We start from the raw sequence: 15940 nt of genomic DNA, 5'->3' as shown, positions 1-15940 counted from the left end.
TCGACCGTCAGATTGGGGCGTTGAACGCGGTCGGGGTGGATTGAATTTTCCGAGAGAAGGCTACTGCCAGATCGGCGAAAGCCAGGCCACAGCTTGAAAAGGCCATCGACGCGAAGTCGCCCTTGAGCGGTTGGCGGGTGGAGATAGTTGCCGAGCCATTGCTAAGGACATGGGCGTTGCTCACACAACGATCTCACGGCTGCGGTAGCATATAATGGAGGGCACCCCGTTGAGAGGTGCCCGCTCAAAGATTTTTGACCTTGATCAGAAGCGATACTCCACTTCCGCGCTAAATTCCGTGTTGTCGCCCGCGTCATGCGCACCACTGAAAGAGAACGACAGGTCATCTTTCTCATATGTCGCGGAGCCCCCGATTTCATAGATGTCGGATTCGAACACATACTCAGCATTGCTCAAAATGTTCCAACCATATTGGTCTACAAAGTCGAATTGACCACTAATCTCGATCGGACCATCTGCCCACTTTGTTGCGCCAAGCGTAACGGCTCCTGTTTCGGATGCATTCTCGGAAGGTTCACGCCGCTTCGTCACTTGTTCAGGCGCTTTCGAGGCGGCTGTCGTCGTGTCCTCCGGCAATTCTGTGGAGGTCACACGGATACGCTCAACGATGCTCAGAAACTCGTCGGGATCGGCATGTGCTTTGTTCAGCCCGTCGCCCGCGTAGTAGCTTTGGCCGCGCTCGACATAGCGTTTTGCCCCTTGCTGATCACGAACGACGGGGAAGCTGGCCCATTCGCGAGCGAGGTTGTCGGCAAATTCTTCAGTCGAAATCTCGCCCGTAACGAACTTTGACAGGCCACGACGTTTCATCAGCAGTTCTGCAACATAGTCTTGGGTTGCCTCGTTGAAGATCGCATCAGGATCAATCTGACCCGCGTCTACAAGCCCGCGAAGAGTATCCTCCATCACTTGGTAAGCACCCGCCGCTTCACTAGGATAGCGAGCATCGATGCTATCCTGCCATGCCAGCACCTTAGCAACGGTCATGCTGGTGAGGGCTTCAGTGGGCCGATCCGTAGCGGCGATGCCGCCGTAGACCACTTGATAGGCTGACTGTACACCCTGCGAAGTTGCAGCGCCCACACTCTCGAACCTTCGGATATAGCCCAGCAGTCCACGGACTTCGGCAAAGGGGTCTTCCTCGAAGGTTCCCATCTCAACGATAGCAGCTCCGGTTTCGATCAGTTCAACCCTTTCGCCCACTGTGTCAGTAGGGTTTTGCGGTTTGAAATTGCCCACAGACAAAGTCATGATTGTTGACAGAACTGCCACCGCGAACAGCTTGGTGAGTTCTTTTGCGAGTGCCTTCACACTCAGGTTTTGGCGTTTCATATCGCCCTCCATTTGATTGAAAGGACGACTGCGCAGCCGTGTGATAGTGTTATGGGTGACGGGGCTAGAAACGTCGTTACTTCAAGGTTCCATCGAAGTTCCACCCAGGCTTAAACTTCTGAAAAATATAAAGCTTCACTATGAATGAACCAAATATAGATCGCCGAAACTTCGATGTGAAAAGACTTGGGGACTTAGTCCGCAAGCGCAGAAACAGTTTAGGGTGGAGCCAAGAAGCGTTGGCTGAGGCCGCACTTTCGAACGCGAGCCGGAAGGGTTACATTTCAGATTTTGAGCGGGGGAAAATTCTCAATTCTCAACCGGAAACTGTAAAGAAAATCACTTCAGTCCTCGAGATTTCTCCTGCAGACATCCCAATCCTCACGGCAGACCAGATTCAAGAGCGGCTGTACCCATCGGACAGCATCAGAGGTACAGAAATTCCAATCAAAATCGGAGTAGGGTGCCAACTAAGTCCGAGACATCTGATCTCCATTCTCGATGCATTTTCGGGCGAGGCCTTCATGGCACGTATTGGAGAATTGTCGATCCGGGAGGAACAGCTGAAGGTCCAATTCTCAGAAGAATTCGTTTCCATAAGGGAATATGTGATATCAAAGGAAGAGAATATCGATGTAACAAAGCAGCTAGCTATTTTTGATGGTTTCCTACAGGATGGAGTTCTCCTAATCTTAAACAACTATTGGATCAGCAGTTCAATCGGTTCGCGATCAGCTTTCCAAGCAATTTATTGGTTCTGTTTTTCGATTGTAAGCTCATCCCTACTCTGGCTGTCCAACAGGGTACCTAAAGGGTCACCGATCTCTGACGAACTCACCAAATGCATGCTCTCCGTTGGGGGTTTTGAATGCTTTCACTGGCCCGGGGACTTCTTTCGAAAAAATTTTTTCTATGATTCACCCATGTTCAAGATGGACTTTCCGAGCAGAGTAGACCAATGGAAATACACCTCAGCCTATGTCCCCAAGAAGTTCCTGGAAGACGGAAACCTCCAATTTGGTCAAAGGATTGAAGCCACGGAGCTACGATTTCCATCGGTTTTCGAGAATTTTATTCTTCCACAACATATTCTGAGGCACCTTATCAACGGAGAGCCAATCATAACTGACTGGAGCGAGTACGACGCGGCGATCGGATGACAACTGGGCTTGCCGCTCGATAGTTGGCATAATGAACCCTATCGGTGCGTGGAGGGCGTTGATCCGCCGAGCAACAGCAGCCATTGGCGCAGCCGCAGCGAATTGACGCTTCGTCCCGCTCCTCGTTAGTCGGTCGTGGTTGCAGCGAAAGGGCGGTTCGAATTTCGCGCCTCAGACTGGCATTAAATGACCGGTCTGGCGACATCGGCTGCATCGCAGCGATGAGCGTGCCGCATCTGCAATAGAATGCTGCGTCAGCAAACAACTGGAAGGGCAATGGCAGCAAAGTCCCGATTGCGGTCATTCAACGGTGTAAATTTCGGCCAAATCCAAATCGCCTGTTCGCCGCGACCGGGATCGACCATCGAGGAGCGGACATTGCTGCCACCAACAAAGTGATGGTTAGGTCCCGTCACCGATGCAGATCATCGTTCAAATAACGCAGGCCGGTGTCGATGATCACGGTCACAACCGTTTTGCCCGGTCCAAGCTCTTTGGCCTTTTGCAGCGCCGCCCAGATGTTTGCACCTGATGTCACCCCTCCAAGCAATCCTTCCTTGTGGGCGAGCGCCCGGGCTCCCCAATAGGCATCTTCGTCCTTCACCGGAATGACATCGTCAATCAGGTCACGTCGCAGGATCTTCGGTACGAAAGACAGGCCAATCCCTTCAAGCTTATGCGTACCACTTGTATCACCTCCTGAGATATTGCGCACGTAATAGGGCTCTACGGCGACTATCTCGCTGTCAGGATTATGCGCCTTTAGGATCTCGGCGGTGCCAGAAATGCAGCCGCCACCTCCTGCTGCCATGACGAAAGCATCCACCGGGCCGTTCATCTGGCGCAGGATTTCCTGCGCCATGCCGTGATACCCCAGCTTGTTGTCCATGTTGTTAACCTGATCCGGCCAGAAGGTGCCCGGCTCATGGATAAGTTCTTTTGCGCGGGCGATCATCCGGTTGATCACATCCGCAGTTAGCACGCCGCCCTCTGCATGGACGATTTCCACCTCGGCACCAAACGCCCGCATGGTTTGCAGCTTTTCCTCGGAGAACCCGTTCGAAGAGACAAAGCAGGCCTTATATCCGCGGGTAGCACAGACCATCGCCAGCGAGCTTCCGGTGCTGCCGCCCGTATATTCAACGACGCGCCCGCCCGGCTTCAACTCCCCCCGCTGCTCGGCGCCTTCGATCATCGACATAGCCATACGGTCTTTCATGCTGCCAGTTGGATTGGCCCCTTCCCACTTTACATAAATGTCGGCGTGATCGGGTCCTGTCAGGTTAGAAAGCTTGATGAAGGGGGTATTGCCGATGGCGTTCATTTGAGGAGCCTTTCGCGGATTTCCAGAAGTGACTTCCATAAATTAAGTCATGCGATGAGTCAAACTTCCATTTTTTAAGTAACTGGGCTAAATTGACCAAGTCGATAGCTTAGATGAGGACGACATGGCCCAAACAGAGCATGAATTCCGCTCCCGCTGCTCGATTGCTCGCAGCCTTGAGATCCTTGGTGACAAGTGGACCCTTCTGGTAGTGCGAGACCTGATGTGGCACAAAAGGCATACGTTCCAGGAATTGCAGAACAGCGAGGAACACCTGCCCCCAAACATACTGTCTCAGCGTCTAAAGCGGCTGATGGACTGGGGGCTGGTGGAGCGGGAGGCCTATCAGGACAGACCCGTCCGATACCGTTACTTGCTTACCGAGCGGGGGAGAGCCTTGGAGCCAGCTTTGTCGGCGGTCATGAATTGGGGGCACGAGCACTTAGGTGGCGGATTGTTCGATCCAAACCTTGGCGAGACAGTCGCCTACGCTTCGACCTGAGTTTCTAACCAAGGTCACTTTGGGATGTACCGGCTGCTTCACCCAGCAGTTTAGGTTTTGCCTATTTCTGCAAACAGGAGAAGTGGCTATGAAATCGAAGGACCCTGAAGATATCGACGAGGTTGCAGTCATTGGCGTCGACATCGGAAAAGACACGTTCCATCTGGTCGGCTTTGACCACGCAGGTCAGCGCGTTTTGCGCCAGAAAATTAAGCGGTTGGCGTTGAAGTCGACGTTTGAGAAACTTCCTCACTGCATCGTTGGTATGGAAGCCTGCATGAGCGCGCATTTTGTTAGCCGCATGCTGCGAGAGCTTGGCTTCGAACCCCGGATCATTCCAGCGATCTATGTGAAGCCATTCAATAAAGGGCAAAAGAACGACTACAATGATGCCGAGGCAATCGCAGAAGCAGCAATGAGACCAAACCTGCGGGCCGTTACCGAGAAAAGTCAGGATCAACTGGACCTGCAGGCAATGCACCGAGTGCGGTCAAGACTGGTGGCACGCCGCACCGCCACGATCAATCAAATCCGGGCGTTCCTGATTGAGCAAGGCATCACCGTGCGGGCGGGACGGCATAGGTTGCAGAGCTCGTTTGAGGCGATCCTGGAAAACCGGCGCGATGAAATCTCACCCCGTATGCGCTCCATCCTGATGGGGCTCTATGGCGATTGGCTCTGGGTTGATGAACGGATCAATGCAATCTCCTCAGAGGTTGAAGAGATCAGCAAGTCAGAAGAAAACAGCGCCAACATCATGACCATTCCGGGGATCGGTCCACTGATCTCGACGGCGATCGTTGCGGCCATTGGCAAGGGCGAGGTATTTGACAGAGGTCGGGACTTTGCAGCGTGGGTAGGTCTGGTGCCGCGCCAGTTCAGCACAGGTGGGCGGACCATCCTTGGTCGGATCAGCAAGCGCGGCAATGGGTATTTACGCATGTTGTTAGTGCAGGCTGCCAATGTCATCTTGATGCGTCCACACCGCTGGGATGCCGTGGGCTTGGGGGATTGGCTGAGGGGCGTCACGGCACGCATGCCCCGCAACAAGGCCGCAGTTGCATTGGCCAACAAGCTGGCCCGCACCGCATGGAGCGTTCTGCGCCACGGATCGAAGTATGCGGTCCAGAGAGACGAGGCTTTGGGCGCCATCTGAAGCGCCTCAAGTCCCAAAGGAGTTCGCGAAGGAGAAAAGCATGGAACGGAGACACTACGCCCCCAGAGTCTGAGAGCCCAAATGATCGTCATCGGTCTGGACAGTAATGAGACCACGGCGCGTGCGTAACCCAAAATGGCCATGGCCCGCGAGCCGACAAACAGGCCGGATACATACCAGCGACTTCCGCAAGCCACGCCAATATCTCACTTGCGAACAGCAGCCGGTACATACATTGGGTTCTTTCCAGATTTTCTGCGCGATGCATGAATTTGTGCGACCCGTCTTGATCGGGCTGAGGGGTACCTCTGAAGCTGGCGTCAGTAAGGGGATCGCTCAGCGGTCAGTTTTGAAGATGAATTGAAGTTCAGATAAATAGGCCTCAAGGCTGTCTCATATAAGTGGTACGGTGATAATTGCAATGAAAGGCCGTATACGTACAGTACGGCCATGAAAAACAAGCTCATCGGATATGCCCGCTGTTCCACTGATGGACAGGATCTCACTGCGCAAAAGCAGGCATTGAAAAGCCTCGGAGTGACTCCGGCGCGCATTTACACCGACCACGGATTGACTGGAACCAACCGCGCTCGTCCAGGTCTCGATCAGGCTTTGGCCGCTGTTCGAGAGGGGGACACGTTTACCGTGCCTAAATTGGACCGATTGGCCCGTTCCGTCCCGGATGCGCGCCTCATTGCGGATCAGCTCGAGGCGAAGGGCGTTAAGCTCGCCCTTGGCGCGTCCGTGTACGATCCCTCTGACCCGATGGGAAAGATGTTCTTCAACATCCTTGCGACCTTTGCCGAATTTGAGTCCGATCTCATTCGCATGCGGACCCGTGAAGGCATGGCTATCGCCCGCGCCAAGGGCAAGCTACGTGGCAAACAGCCCAAGCTGTCAGAGAAGCAGCAGAAAGAACTCCGTCGCATGCACGCCACCGGAGACTACTCCATCAGCGACCTGGCTGAGGTGTTTTCCGTGTCCAGACCTACAGCTTATCGGACCCTGAAACGGACACAGACCTGACCTTCGATGCGTTATGATCGAACTGGAAAGACGCGAACAAGGACGAAGCCGCTACCGCGGCAGGGGCGCTCGGTGATACCGTTGCGGGATGATCTGACGACTGAGATTTTGGGAATGGGCGTGTCTGTTTGACGATTGGGGTCTCTCAATCAACAGACAGGAGGGTCCCATGGCGGACACAAAGACCACACCGCTTCGAGAGCGGATGATCGAAGATATGCGGATCAAAGGGCTCGGGGAGAGTTCGCAGAAAGCGCATATCAGGGCCGTTCGATACTTTGCCGAGTTTCTTGGCCGATCGCCGGATACTGCAACGCCCGAAGACCTGCGCGCTTACCAGCTGCATATGGTGAACACGAATGTCACCCCTTCGACCTACAATGTGCGGCTTGTCGGGCTGCGGTTCTTTTTCGAGATGACATGCCAGCGCCCGGAGATGAAGCAATGCCTGCACTACCGCACGGAGCCAAGGAAGCTACCGGTCGTGTTCAGCGCCGAAGAGGTGTTCGAGCTGCTGAAGGTCGCGCCCGGCCCGGGGCTGAAGTACCGCGCTGCACTGAGCATTTCCTATGGCACCGGGCTCCGGGCGTCGGAGGTCTGCAATCTCAAGGTCACCGATATCGACAGTGACCGGATGCTGATCCATGTCGAGAAAGGCACGAGAAAGGCAACGGCGGCAAGGATCGCAAGGTCATGCTGCCGCCTGGCCTTTTGGCGCTTCTGCGCGACTATTGGCGCGAGGCGCGGCCGGATGGCTGGCTCTTTCCAGGCAAACCCCGGATCAATCCGCTCTCACCCCGCCAATTGCACCGTGCCTTCAGCGCAGCCAAGCATCTGGCTGGGATCAAGAAGCCGAGGAGCACGCTGCACAGTTTGCGCCACAGCTTCGCAACCCGCCTGCTAGAAGCCGGAACAGATGTGCGGGTCATTCAAGTTCTGCTTGGGCACGCCAAGCTGAGCACGACGGCGCAATACACCCATGTCGCGACCAAGCTGATCCGCGACACCGATAGCCCCTACGAGTTGCTGGCGCAGCTCCGGGACCGAAGGTCCGAGTGACGCGCGCGGGCAGTGCCGCGCCCGAAGCTGGAGGTTGCTGACATCTTTCGAACCCACGATCCTGCCTATCGGCGGGCCAATGCCGGGCATCTGAACCTGGCGCAGTTGAAGGCCATGTCAGCGATTGAAGCCTGCCGAACGGGGGCGCTCGGCGGGCATGTGGCGGCCTGCACCAAGTGCAACCACCAGCATATTGCGTATAACAGCTGCAAGAACCGGCATTGTTCGAAGTTTCAGGCACCAGCGGCGCGAGACTGGATGGCAGCACGCGCCGAGGACCTTCTGCCCGTGGAGTACTTCCACGTGGTCTTCACACTACCGGCCGAGATTGCGCGGATTGCTCTCTGGAACAAGCGGGCACTCTATAGCCTGCTGTTCAAAGCGTCCGCTCAAACGGTCATGACAATCGCCGCCGATCCCAAGCGCCTCGGCGCCCGTGTCGGCTTGACCAGCGTGCTGCACACCTGGGGCTCGGCGTCGTGCTGAAAGCACGCCTCCGGCGTGGCCCCATCATCCCCACATCCACATGATCGTCCCGGGTGGCGGCCTGTCGCCGGACGGCACCCGGTGGGTCGCGTGCAAGCCCGGATTCTTTCTGCATGCACGCGTGCTGTCGCGGCTGTTCCGGCGGTTGTTTCTGGACGGGCTGATGGCGCTGCACGGTGCCGGGCACTTGAGACTCTTCGGAGATCCTGTGGGATTGGCAGACGCACCCGCCTTCGCTGAATGGCCGGCCCCGCTGCGCAAGATCGACTGGGTTGTTTATGCCAAACCGCCCTTCGGTGGTCCGGAGGCGGTGCTTGCCTATTTGAGCCGGTACACACACCGCGTGGCGATCTCAAACCATCGCCTGGTCAGCGCTGACGCCGACACCGTAGCGTTCCGCTGGAAGGATCACGGGATCAAGCGCGGGGACCGGATGAAGGTGATGCGGCTCAACCGACGAGTTCATCCGCCGCTTTCTGATCCATGTCCTCCCCGGCCGGTTCCACCGCATCCGGCACTATGGCTTCCTCGCGGGCAGTGGTCGCAAAGAGAAAGTCGCCCGGGTCCGCGCGGTTCTCGGAACGGCGGGCTCTGGCGAACCGGACCAGCCAGAAGACGGCCTCAAAGAACCCCTGACCCTGCGCGAACCATGCCCCGATTGCGGCGGACCCATGCGCATCATCGAAACCTTCCGGAGCGGCGAGGTTCCGCGATCCCGGGTACCGCCAAGATTGCAGGCCGCATGATGAAAAGCCCGTCTCACAACCACTCTGAGATCAGAAACTTCCCATGCTGGCCAACGGTGCGCTTTGGCCTACGCTCGTGCTCGCAGCTCAAGACGATGAAAACCGCCCCGGCAAGACCCGCGAAGTTTCCAGACACTGCCCCAAAGGCCGTGCCGCCAATCGCCCAAGCTCAGCAAACCCCGCGAAAATTCCACCAATATCCATGGCGGATGCCTGCGCTTTCCCCATAGCGCAGCATACACATCCCGCGGCTTCCACCTTGTCAGATTTGTCAACGCGGGCCACCCCGCCAAGCCCAACCTAACCAACTGGCCCGCATCGAAAAATCTTAGACATAGTTGCCCTTCGCAAAGTTCGCATCAAGGTCGGCATTAAATAACAACTTCACTATGCCATGTTCTTCTAAAGGCTGGTATCTGCGGCGTATGACCAACAACTCATCTATTGCCGCACATCTCTTTCTTGTTTTTGCATGTCTTGCATGGGGCGGTTCCTATGCGGTTGGCCGATTTGGCTTGAGCGAAGGATCGGCCCTTTGGCTCACTCTTTGGAGGTGGGGACCGGGCTCGGTTCTGTTCGCTGCCTATCTAATTTTAAAATGGGATCAGCATGGGTCAATTATCCGAGCGAACCTACCGCGCCTGACACTGATTTCAGCATTGGGCGTCGTCGTGTATCCAGCGACGCTGTTTATGGCTGTCGCTCAGACTACGGCACTTAACGCATCCCTTTATCTCTCCGTCGCGCCAGTCTTGATCGTGCTGATTTCGTCCTTTGTCTGGAAAGAACGGGTTGGATTGGTTGGTGCAGCGGCAGTATTGTTTGGCCTACTGGGCGCGCTTGTTTTGGTATTCAGGGGAAGTTTAGAGGCTCTCTTCGCGTTCCAGATCGCAAGTAGTGATATTTGGGCAATCGTATCCGCACTCGCGTGGGCCGGATATTGCGTGTCGTTGCCTTTGAAACCTGCGGGCTTATCAGAAGTGTCATTTCTCGGTGTGCTGGTGGTGATAGGCAGTTTGGTATTGGCTGCTTTAGCGGTTGCAAGCGGAGGTATTGTTCCGATGCCCGACACCCCCTTAGTTGCATGGTCGATGGTTTATTTCGCGCTGTTCCCTTCCATTTTAGCGTTCCTTGCTTGGAATTGGGGAACAAGGCGTGTCGGACCTTCTATCGCGGCCCCATACAACAATTTGGTCCCGTTCTTTGGAGGTGCGCTTGGCGTTCTTTTGTTGGGTGAGAGGATTGAAACCTACCATCTTTGGGGTGGCAGCTTTGTTGTGCTGGGATTGGTCCTGAACAGTATGCGCCGTTGAAAGCAGCTCTCTGTTTGCGGGATCGTCAAGTGCGGGTTCTTTTGCCGTTCGGGGTCCTGGTTCTCTACGAAGTCGGTGTTTCCGCTTCCTGATGGCGTCCGGGAGCTGACCGGCCAGAATGTCATTCGCGAAGTGAGCGTTGGCTCCTTCAGCCGCTTTAGACTGGCTTGATCCGCGGCAGGTCCTTGGGCAGATTGCCCCGGTTGCGGCGGGCTGGCTTGCGCGGCGCCGGACCGGTGGATGTCTGCGTGTTTTGCTGCGTCTCGACCTCGGCCACCGCGGTCTCGAGATCCTCGAAGGCCAGCTGCCGCTCGTCCTCGCTCAGCTTCTCCGACCTTTTGCCATGCACGGCCTGGTTCAGCTCGGCAACGAGGTGCTCCAGGCGTTTATTGGCCTCCCGAAGCGCATCCCGCTCGCGCAGCACTGCCAGAACAGCGTCACGCTGGTCTTCGGGAATGGCAGAAAGGTCGATGGGCGGGGTGCTGGACATGTCCGGAGCATACCCTGGTCTGCCTCTCTGGACGCAGGCTTTCGGCTGCCCGAGTCACTCTGCCACAGCCGGGCGGCGCGCCTCCAGGGACCGCACCCGCCGCCAGTCCAGCCCGGCAAACAGCGCTTCGAATTGGGCACGGTTCAGCGTCATCGCCCCGTCGCGGATGGCAGGCCAAGTGAAGCTGTTTTCCTCCAGCCGCTTGTAAGCCATCACAAGTCCGCTGCCGTCCCAGAACAGGATCTTCATCCTGTCCGCCCGCTTGGCCCGGAACACAAAGACCGTGCCGGTGAACGGATCTTCCGCCAGTGCTGACTGCACGAGCGCCGCCAAACCGTCATGACCTTTGCGGAAATCCACCGGCTTCGTCGCCACCAGAATCCGCACGCCCTGCGAGGGCATCAGCATGGCGTGGCTCCGAGCGCATGCACGATCTCGGCGATCCGGATTGCGGGCGTGCCCGGCGCCAGCTCGATCCTGACTTCGCCCCAGACGATCCGGATCATCTCTTCTGATGCGGCCATGTCCGGCTCCGGCTGCACCTCCGGAACATCGCAGACCACCAGCGGGGCGAAGACCGGTTCGTCCAGCTCCGCCGCTGGCAACACCAGCTTCCCCTGCTTCGCCAGTCGGCGCCAGGCCGACAGCTGGTTTGGTAAGACCCCATACCGCGCGGCCACGCCATTCACCGTCGCACCCGGCTCGAGCGTATCCGCCACCGCCTGGGCCTTGGCGCCATCCGGCCACCGACGGTGACCCGACGCGTAGATCTCGACGCCCAACGATTTGAGAAACGAATTTGTAGCGCACATTGCGAAACGCACTCCGCACTGTGAGATGTGCAAGATCTCGCAGCACGGGATGGGCGCTACAACGTGGGGCGCAGACGCCGGTTACGAAGCATCTCGCTACAGCAGCGAAGCCGCACAAGCATCCAAATAGCGATCAATGCAAAATTGGGTGCCGTTCCAGATCGTATGCGCGCTGGATTACACGCGCTGCGGTTCGCAAACTCATACTTTGGTCCTTTCCTCCTGCGCGGGTGAACGCTTCCACGGCAGCTTCAATCCCTGTGTCATCAATGCCCTTCTTATGACCCTCGCGGCGAATAAATTTCACCAGCTCAGCTTGTGTCAGATGCCGCAAACGGATTGGCGGGCATCTGCTTAGAAGAGGCTCGGGCAGGCTCCGGAAGTCATTCGAGGTCAGCACCCATGCCACCCAGCTCATGTCGAATTTCACTTGGTAGTATGGGCAGCTCCAGTTTTGCGCCGTCATAGGCTCAAGGAGGGGCAGCAAGGCCTCGGTCAGCCCAAACGCTCGTCCTGATACAGATTTCGCGGTGCCAGCTTTTTCGACCTCGTCAACGACAACCACCGGGTTCGCGACCCGAGATTGAAGAATGGTTTCCAGAACTCGGCCGGGAGCGGCATTACTCCAGCCTTTCTGTGAGCCAACGATTCCGAAAGATGCGTTCTCATTGGTAGCTTCGATCACTGTCGTTGGAACCGACAGCAATTCACCCAGACGGCGGGCCCAAAAGCTCTTTCCAATCCCAGGCGGTCCATCAAGCAAAATAGGTGGCAAGCGAAGCCCTGCCGTTCCGTCTCGAACCGACCTCCGCATCGCGTGCCATATCTGCTCGGTCGCGGCGCCCATCCATGGCATTTCTTCATGCAGCGCCGCCGCAATTTCATCAGCACGATGCTCGGTAGGTATTTCCACGAGATTGACTCCGTCATGCAGCGTCGTGAGGCGCTCGCGGTCAGCTCTGACGAGATGAGCGAGACCGGACGCAGCCTGCCTGCGTTCAATGATCCTTCCGGCGCGTCTTTGAACGCGGATCCTGTCAATGTGCGTGATTTTTACCGACAGCAGTTTATCAGCATCACCTTCGGGCAGCGGGTGATTGCCAGATCTGAAAGCGGCTACGAGCCCGCACCTCAACAGCCGAAGATGCCGGGTGAAACGCTTTTCCAGGCTTTCTCTGGTTTCCTCAGGCGGGAAAAAACGGATATCAATGAAGGGTATCAATGGCATTCTATTGAACCTCGGCATGCTGGTTTTGAAAGAGAGCGGGACGGTGATACGGCGCAGAAGCGACCCGGCGCCAATCTATCCCCTCGAACAGGGCCTCGAACTGAGCCTTCGTCAGGGTCATTGTCCCATCCGACAATTTAGGCCAGATGAAACCAGCGCCTTCGATGCGCTTGTAGATCAGAACCAGGCCAGTACCGTCCCACATAAGCACCTTGATCTTGTCACGCCCCTTGGATCGGAACACGAAGAAGGCACCTGAAAACGGATCGAGCTCGAAGTTGCTCATGACGTAGTTGGCGAGACCGTCAATGCCCTTGCGGAAATCGACGGGGGTGGTCGCCAAGTAAATCTTGAATGAGTTTGACGGAGCGATCATGAGGTTTGACCGGCAACCCGAATGAGTTTCAATAAATCGGCTTCGGGTATGCTAACTGGGAACTCAAAACACAGCGCACCGCAGTGGAAACGCGCAAATCCAGGTGGTGTGCCGCGAGTTTCGACCGGGGCCGAAGGAGGCTGGCTTTCTTCGGCCATCCTGATTTCGGCGAACGCAGGGCCTTGGACCGCGATATGCTCGCCTCGGCTGCGGCGGTCAGCGACCCACCACTTGCGAACGAGGCATTCATGGGCTCCCAGTTCCGCGGCGATGTCGCCGGGAGACAGGCCGTCTTCCCGGATGCGCCGGGTTGCTTCCCGTTTCAGGTCAATGGGCCAGATATTCTTGCCTGAAGGGGATGTTTCAATGGTGAAACCCCAAACCTCATGTTTCGACATGTTTGCCTCCTGCTGTGGATTGGAGGCCTACATATCACTGGGTAGTTGAACGGGTTTAGATGCCATCGAGGGGGTTGGATGCAACGCTTACGCTGATCCGGAACCTTGGTTCCGCCGCAGGCATGGAAGAGGCCAAGGAGGCACTGCGCGCATTGGTGGAGCGGATCGTGCTGACGCCAGCGGCGGAGGGCGCTGGCCTGGATCTGACCCTTGAGGGCGATCTGGCGGGTCTATTGCATCTTGCGGCGGGTGCGGAAGGGGTGAACACGAAGAAGGCCTCGGACGGTAGATCCGAAGCCTTTGATATATCTGTCGAATTAGTGTTGGTTGCGGGAGCAGGATTTGAACCTGCGACCTTCAGGTTATGAGCCTGACGAGCTACCTGGCTGCTCCATCCCGCGTCAGGTTTGTTTGAGATCGTATTGAGAGATATTTGGATTTTACTAGGTTTGGCGGTGACCTACTCTCCCAGGGCTTGAGCCCAAGTACCATCGGCGCGACAGTGCTTAACTTCCGGGTTCGGGAAGGGACCGGGTGTTTCACTTGTGCTGTAGCCACCAAACCAAGAAAAATCCACTTGCCTCCGGCAAGTGGATTTTCTTGGTTTGCGGTCGGCAGCGTGTTTGCAGAGCAAATACGCGAAAGACCGCACCCCAGTTACGTCACGAGACGTTTCCACGAGCGGAAGGCAGTACAATCAACGTTGTCCAAGCGTTTGTATTTTGGGATGTGTTTGCTTGTTTGGATTTTCGGTAACACTGTCTGTTACTGGATCAAATCAAGCCTATCGGGCGATTAGTACCGGTCAACTGAATGCATTGCTGCACTTACATCTCCGGCCTATCGGCGTGGTGGTCTTCCACGGCCCTCAGGGATACCTTGTTTTGAGGGGGGCTTCCCGCTTAGATGCCTTCAGCGGTTATCCTGTCCGAACATAGCTACCCTGCACTGCTGCTGGCGCAACAACAGGTCCACCAGTGGTTCGTTCACCCCGGTCCTCTCGTACTAGGGGCAACTCCTCTCAAGTATCCTACACCCACGGCAGATAGGGACCGAACTGTCTCACGACGTTCTAAACCCAGCTCACGTACCTCTTTAAACGGCGAACAGCCGTACCCTTGGGACCTGCTCCAGCCCCAGGATGAGATGAGCCGACATCGAGGTGCCAAACACTGCCGTCGATATGGACTCTTGGGCAGTATCAGCCTGTTATCCCCGGCGTACCTTTTATCCGTTGAGCGATGGCCCTTCCACTCGGGACCACCGGATCACTATGGCCGACTTTCGTCTCTGCTCGACTTGTCAGTCTCGCAGTCAGGCTGGCTTCTGCCATTGCACTCAACGAGCGATTTCCGACCGCTCTGAGCCAACCTTCGCGCGCCTCCGTTACTCTTTAGGAGGCGACCGCCCCAGTCAAACTACCCGCCACGCAGGGTCCCGGATCCGGATAACGGACCGCGGTTAGATATCAAGAGTGCGAAGGGTGGTATCTCAAGGGAGGCTCCACCGCGACTTGCGTCACGGTTTCGATGCCTACCACCTATCCTGCACATCACAATCCTGATACCAGTGCGAAGCTGTAGTAAAGGTGCACGGGGTCTTTCCGTCTAACCGCGGGAAGCCTGCATCTTGACAGGCAATTCAATTTCGCTGAGTCGATGTTGGAGACAGCGGGGAAGTCGTTACGCCATTCGTGCAGGTCGGAACTTACCCGACAAGGAATTTCGCTACCTTAGGACCGTTATAGTTACGGCCGCCGTTTACCTGGGCTTCAATTCGGAGCTCTCACCCCTCCTTTTAACCTTCAGGCACCGGGCAGGCGTCAGACCCTATACGTCGTCTTGCGACTTCGCAGAGCCCTGTGTTTTTAATAAACAGTCGCCACCCCCTGGTTTGTGCCCCCGGATTCCACTTGCGTAGGACCCGGGCCTCCTTCTCGCGAACTTACGGAGGTATTTTGCCGAGTTCCTTCAACATCGTTCTCTCAAGCGCCTTGGTATTCTCTACCTGTCCACCTGTGTCGGTTTAGGGTACGGTCTGATGGAGGGCTATTTCCAGGGACTGATCAGCAGCCCATTCAATCCGATAAGGATGAACTACCTTCACAATCCGTCACATCCTCCTGGCCCACGAATATTAACGTGGTTCCCATCGCCTACGCCTTTCGGCCTCGGCTTAGGGGCCGGCTTACCCTGCTCAGATTAGCTTTAAGCAGGAACCCTTGGACTTTCGGCGAGAGTGTCTCTCACACTCTTTGTCGCTACTCATGTCATCATTCTCACTAGTGATCTCTCCACGGGATCCCTCACAGGCCCGCTTCATCGAAAGCTCCTTGCGTCCAACTCTTCCCGGAGGAAGATAAGGACGCATGGAACTATGTCACACTACGCTCTGCTACCATGCACTATGTGCATCCTCGGCTTCGGCTCATGGCTTGAGCCCCGTTACATCTTCGCCGCAAGACATCTTGATTAGACCAGTGAGCTGTTACGCTATCTTTAAAGGATGGCT

At 56.4% G+C, this 15940-nt stretch carries 13 protein-coding genes, 1 tRNA gene, 2 rRNA genes and 2 pseudogenes (1 of these 18 running past the window's edge); 7 read left to right on the top strand and 11 right to left on the bottom strand.

Going from position 1 to position 15940, the window contains the following annotated elements; genetic code table 11:
- Nucleotides 1-264 precede the first annotated feature (264 nt).
- Complete coding sequence (locus K3557_RS00350; RefSeq protein WP_259996678.1) at nt 265-1353, bottom strand: hypothetical protein; 1089 nt, start codon at nt 1351-1353, stop codon at nt 265-267.
- Between the two features lie 140 nt (nt 1354-1493).
- Here K3557_RS00350 and K3557_RS00345 point away from each other — a divergent pair, with 140 nt between their 5' ends.
- Complete coding sequence (locus K3557_RS00345; protein WP_259996675.1) at nt 1494-2513, top strand: helix-turn-helix domain-containing protein; 1020 nt, start codon at nt 1494-1496, stop codon at nt 2511-2513.
- Between the two features lie 412 nt (nt 2514-2925).
- Here the strand turns inward: K3557_RS00345 and K3557_RS00340 are convergent, their stop codons facing one another.
- Complete coding sequence (locus K3557_RS00340; protein ID WP_259996673.1) at nt 2926-3837, bottom strand: PLP-dependent cysteine synthase family protein; 912 nt, start codon at nt 3835-3837, stop codon at nt 2926-2928.
- A 124-nt stretch (nt 3838-3961) separates the two neighbouring features.
- Here K3557_RS00340 and K3557_RS00335 point away from each other — a divergent pair, with 124 nt between their 5' ends.
- The 6 genes and pseudogenes from K3557_RS00335 (at nt 3962) to K3557_RS00310 (ending at nt 10125) form a co-directional block, all read left to right on the top strand.
- Nucleotides 3962-4339 carry a helix-turn-helix domain-containing protein gene (locus K3557_RS00335; protein ID WP_259996671.1) on the top strand — a complete coding sequence of 126 codons (378 nt, stop codon included), beginning with the start codon at nt 3962-3964 and terminating at the stop codon, nt 4337-4339.
- Nucleotides 4340-4427: 88 nt separating this feature from the next.
- A complete protein-coding gene (locus K3557_RS00330) occupies nt 4428-5495 on the top strand; it encodes an IS110 family transposase (protein WP_259996669.1) in 1068 nt (355 codons plus the stop codon).
- 450 nt (nt 5496-5945) lie between these two features.
- Nucleotides 5946-6521: a recombinase family protein gene (locus K3557_RS00325; RefSeq protein ID WP_259996657.1), complete on the top strand. Its 576-nt coding sequence runs from the start codon at nt 5946-5948 to the stop codon at nt 6519-6521.
- 169 nt (nt 6522-6690) lie between these two features.
- A pseudogene (locus K3557_RS00320) lies at nt 6691-7580 on the top strand (tyrosine-type recombinase/integrase).
- Between the two features lie 12 nt (nt 7581-7592).
- A pseudogene (locus K3557_RS00315) lies at nt 7593-8812 on the top strand (IS91 family transposase).
- 425 nt (nt 8813-9237) lie between these two features.
- Nucleotides 9238-10125 (top strand): DMT family transporter, encoded by an 888-nt coding sequence (locus tag K3557_RS00310; protein ID WP_259996655.1) that lies wholly within the window; start codon nt 9238-9240, stop codon nt 10123-10125.
- Nucleotides 10126-10282: 157 nt separating this feature from the next.
- On the opposite strand, the gene K3557_RS00305 is transcribed toward K3557_RS00310, so the two are convergent.
- The 9 genes from K3557_RS00305 to K3557_RS00265 form a co-directional block, all read right to left on the bottom strand.
- Nucleotides 10283-10615, bottom strand: coding sequence for a transposase (locus tag K3557_RS00305; protein ID WP_259996653.1), 333 nt, complete (start codon nt 10613-10615; stop codon nt 10283-10285).
- 54 nt (nt 10616-10669) lie between these two features.
- Nucleotides 10670-11023: an IS66 family insertion sequence element accessory protein TnpB gene (gene tnpB / locus K3557_RS00300; protein ID WP_259996652.1), complete on the bottom strand. Its 354-nt coding sequence runs from the start codon at nt 11021-11023 to the stop codon at nt 10670-10672.
- Nucleotides 11017-11397: a transposase gene (locus tag K3557_RS00295; protein WP_259996649.1), complete on the bottom strand. Its 381-nt coding sequence runs from the start codon at nt 11395-11397 to the stop codon at nt 11017-11019. Before K3557_RS00295 ends, tnpB (K3557_RS00300) begins: the two co-directional genes overlap by 7 nt.
- A 163-nt stretch (nt 11398-11560) precedes the next feature.
- Entirely contained in the window at nt 11561-12655 is a 1095-nt protein-coding gene (locus K3557_RS00290; protein WP_259996638.1) for an AAA family ATPase, read from the bottom strand.
- A gap of 1 nt (nt 12656) precedes the next feature.
- The gene (gene tnpB, locus K3557_RS00285) at nt 12657-12998 is read right to left on the bottom strand and encodes an IS66 family insertion sequence element accessory protein TnpB (protein WP_259996633.1); all 342 of its coding nucleotides are present in this window, start codon (nt 12996-12998) and stop codon (nt 12657-12659) included.
- A 29-nt stretch (nt 12999-13027) separates the two neighbouring features.
- Nucleotides 13028-13429, bottom strand: coding sequence for a hypothetical protein (locus K3557_RS00280; RefSeq protein ID WP_259996632.1), 402 nt, complete (start codon nt 13427-13429; stop codon nt 13028-13030).
- A 324-nt stretch (nt 13430-13753) separates the two neighbouring features.
- Nucleotides 13754-13830 (bottom strand) — tRNA-Met (locus tag K3557_RS00275).
- A gap of 46 nt (nt 13831-13876) precedes the next feature.
- A 5S ribosomal RNA gene (rrf, locus tag K3557_RS00270) occupies nt 13877-13991 on the bottom strand.
- Between the two features lie 212 nt (nt 13992-14203).
- Nucleotides 14204-15940 (bottom strand): 23S ribosomal RNA (locus tag K3557_RS00265) (it continues 1107 nt past the right edge of the window).

The sequence above is a fragment of the Leisingera sp. M523 genome, from assembly GCF_025141335.1.
Classification (GTDB): domain Bacteria; phylum Pseudomonadota; class Alphaproteobacteria; order Rhodobacterales; family Rhodobacteraceae; genus Leisingera.
This window is presented reverse-complemented; position numbering and strand designations above follow the sequence as displayed.

Excerpts from the sequence above, each read along its gene's own strand:
- K3557_RS00350 (WP_259996678.1), bottom strand. The coding sequence starts at position 1,353 with ATGAAACGCCAAAACCTGAGTGTGAAGGCACTCGCAAAAGAACTCACC.
- K3557_RS00345 (WP_259996675.1), top strand. The coding sequence starts at position 1,494 with ATGAATGAACCAAATATAGATCGCCGAAACTTCGATGTGAAAAGACTT.
- K3557_RS00340 (WP_259996673.1), bottom strand. The coding sequence starts at position 3,837 with ATGAACGCCATCGGCAATACCCCCTTCATCAAGCTTTCTAACCTGACA.
- K3557_RS00335 (WP_259996671.1), top strand. The coding sequence starts at position 3,962 with ATGGCCCAAACAGAGCATGAATTCCGCTCCCGCTGCTCGATTGCTCGC.
- K3557_RS00330 (WP_259996669.1), top strand. The coding sequence starts at position 4,428 with ATGAAATCGAAGGACCCTGAAGATATCGACGAGGTTGCAGTCATTGGC.
- K3557_RS00325 (WP_259996657.1), top strand. The coding sequence starts at position 5,946 with ATGAAAAACAAGCTCATCGGATATGCCCGCTGTTCCACTGATGGACAG.
- K3557_RS00310 (WP_259996655.1), top strand. The coding sequence starts at position 9,238 with ATGACCAACAACTCATCTATTGCCGCACATCTCTTTCTTGTTTTTGCA.
- K3557_RS00305 (WP_259996653.1), bottom strand. The coding sequence starts at position 10,615 with ATGTCCAGCACCCCGCCCATCGACCTTTCTGCCATTCCCGAAGACCAG.
- tnpB (WP_259996652.1), bottom strand. The coding sequence starts at position 11,023 with ATGCTGATGCCCTCGCAGGGCGTGCGGATTCTGGTGGCGACGAAGCCG.
- K3557_RS00290 (WP_259996638.1), bottom strand. The coding sequence starts at position 12,655 with ATGCCATTGATACCCTTCATTGATATCCGTTTTTTCCCGCCTGAGGAA.
- K3557_RS00280 (WP_259996632.1), bottom strand. The coding sequence starts at position 13,429 with ATGTCGAAACATGAGGTTTGGGGTTTCACCATTGAAACATCCCCTTCA.